Raw genomic sequence first — 272 nt, forward strand, 5'->3', positions numbered from 1 at the left:
GGGTGAAGCGAAATGCCGAAACTGGGCAATTCATGAATGTTAAAGCAGACAAGACCCCTTTCAAGGGCGTGAGAAAGGAGAAGTAATATGTCAGCACGTTATGAATTGTTCCAGGGAACTGATGATCAGTATTATTTCCGTCTAAAGGCCGCTAACGGTGAAATTATCCTTCAAAGTGAGGGATATCAAGCCAAACAAGGCGCCGAAACGGGAATTAGTTCTGTAAGAGTGAACAGCCCACTTGATGAACGCTATGAAAGCAAAACCTCTAT

The 272-nt window shown here is 43.8% G+C and carries 1 protein-coding gene; it reads left to right on the top strand.

Annotation, left to right across the window (positions count from 1 at the left end):
- Positions 1–87 precede the first annotated feature (87 nt).
- Positions 88–272 (top strand): YegP family protein (locus tag SB749_RS19495; protein WP_410711761.1); only part of this gene is annotated, 185 nt, incomplete at its 3' end.

It is taken from the genome of Brevibacterium sp. SIMBA_078, from assembly GCF_046534565.1.
In the GTDB taxonomy this organism is placed as follows: domain Bacteria; phylum Actinomycetota; class Actinomycetes; order Actinomycetales; family Brevibacteriaceae; genus Brevibacterium.